The sequence below is a fragment of the Microbacterium umsixpiens genome, assembly GCF_053543675.1.
Genome location: NZ_JBLVOH010000226.1, coordinates 4,395 through 6,324, shown reverse-complemented (window position 1 = coordinate 6,324; position 1,930 = coordinate 4,395). Strand labels below are relative to the sequence as shown.

At 72.3% G+C, this 1,930-nt stretch carries 1 protein-coding gene and 1 pseudogene; both read left to right on the top strand.

Annotated features, from left to right (window positions below; genetic code table 11):
* Positions 1-361 (top strand): annotated as a pseudogene (locus ACNPM4_RS18900) (hypothetical protein); the annotation flags it as partial.
* The coding region (locus ACNPM4_RS18895) for an RCC1 domain-containing protein (RefSeq protein WP_448986747.1) at positions 358-1,930 on the top strand (1,573 nt) is incomplete at its 3' end. The pseudogene ACNPM4_RS18900 and the gene ACNPM4_RS18895, both read left to right, overlap by 4 nt.

Sequence of the window (1,930 nt, the reverse complement as noted above, 5' to 3'; positions counted from 1 at the left end):
GCCCTGGGGCCCCGACGGTACCTGTCCTTCGGGCGAACGGCTGCTGCGTCCGGAGGGGCCGCTGCCGGTGGACGGCGTCTGGCAGGACCTGCTCTCCACCGCGACACCGGCCGTCGCGTACGTGCAGGTGGCTCTCACGGCGCAGCCGCAGTCTCCCGAGGCCGGCGCGGCGGGCGCCGCGGTCACGGTGCGGGCCACTGCGGCGGGTGACACCGTCGACACGGGGATCGACGGCGAATCGGAGCTGCCTCCGACCGGTGGTTCCGGTCTGGCGCTGCTCGCCGCACCCGCTGCGGTGCTGGTCGGCATCGGCATCGCGCTCCTCGCCCGCCGGCGCCCGGACCCGAGGGGGCGGCGATGAAAGCGCTCCGCAGGCTCCTCCTACTGCTGACGGCCGCCTGCCTCGCCGCGATGACCTTCACAGCGTCGCCCGCCGGTGTGCGGGGTGATGCGCTGCTCGGCATCACGGAAGCGGCATGGGTCGACGCGCAGTACGCGCGCGGACCCGTCGAAGCCGGCACGCTCGACGTTCCCGTCATCACCGCCTGCACGACGGAGAACGAGGGAACGAACGGCGCCATGAGCGGCGTCACGCTGACGTGGACGTCGGTGCTCGACGACCCGGCGCGGATGCTGCTCGCCTTCTCGGTGACCGCGGGAACCGTCTTCGAAGCGCCGACCGATCGCATCGTGGTGACCGGGCCGGCCGCCGGCCTCTACACGTTCACCTTCACCGCGACGGCGTCGGAACTCGACGCCGCGCTGGGGCCGCTCGCGGGCGCGAGCGTAGGGGCAGCGGTGTCCACGCGTGCCGGGACGGAATGGCGATCGGATGTCGCGACCCGGACCGTCTCGGTCGGGGCCCTGAGCGGAGGGCTCGGCTCGGCGACCTGCGACCTGGGGCACACCCTCACACTGACCGGGTTGACCGCGGCGACGCTGCCGATCTCCCGCGTGATCCCCGTCGGCACTTCGGCCACGTCGTCGCTGCCGCCGGCGCTGCAGGACCGCCGACGCACGCCGGTGTACACGGTCACCGTCCGCGACATCGCCTCGAATGCGGTCGTCCCGAACGCCGAGGTGACGATCGTGCTCCCGGATGGCCTGGCGTTCGAATCGGGCACGTTCGCCGACCTCGGGGAAGGCACATTCACCACCAGCGCGACCGGAACCGTCGACTTCCGCGTCGTCGCCAACCGCTCCGAGCCCGCGCAGGGGCCGGGGCGCGTCGAGTCCCCTCGCGCCCTCACGATCCTCTCCGGGCAGCCCGTCACCTCGGTGCCGCTGGTGTCCTGGGGATATTCGGGACAGGGGCAGACCGGCTCCGACAACCTCACCGGCGCCCGGACCAGCGCCGTCCCGCTCTGGGACAACCTCACCATCACGGGTGCCACGGCCGTCGGCTCCAGCTATTCCACGCTGCTCTACGCCGATCAGAACGGCAATCTGTGGGGGCGGGGCTACAACGCCTCCGGCATCATCGGCGACGGCACCGCCACGAATCGCACGAGCGTCGTCGCCGCGCTCACCGCCCCCGGTGCGCAGCTCGGGAACATCACGCACATCGGGACGGGCACCGAGCAGCTCTCCTCCGTCGCGGTCGATTCCGCGGGAGGGGTGTGGGCGACCGGCGACAACGAACTGAGCGGCTTCGGGACGGCCTACACGAACACCCGCTACTGGCAACGCGTGAGCGACAACTACACGATGCCGGCCGGGGCGCTCACGGCTGAGGTCAACCCCTTCGGTGCGGTCTTCATGGTCCTGAGCAACGGGCAGGCCATGGTCGCGGGTGCCGACAGCTACGGGTACTCCGCGCAGGGCGCCGCCGTCGGCGCGGCGGCCGGATCCGCAGGGCTGCTCATGCTCACCGGTCCGGGTGCGCCCATCACGGGCGTCGCCTCCGGTGGCATCGGCTGGCAGTCGTGCG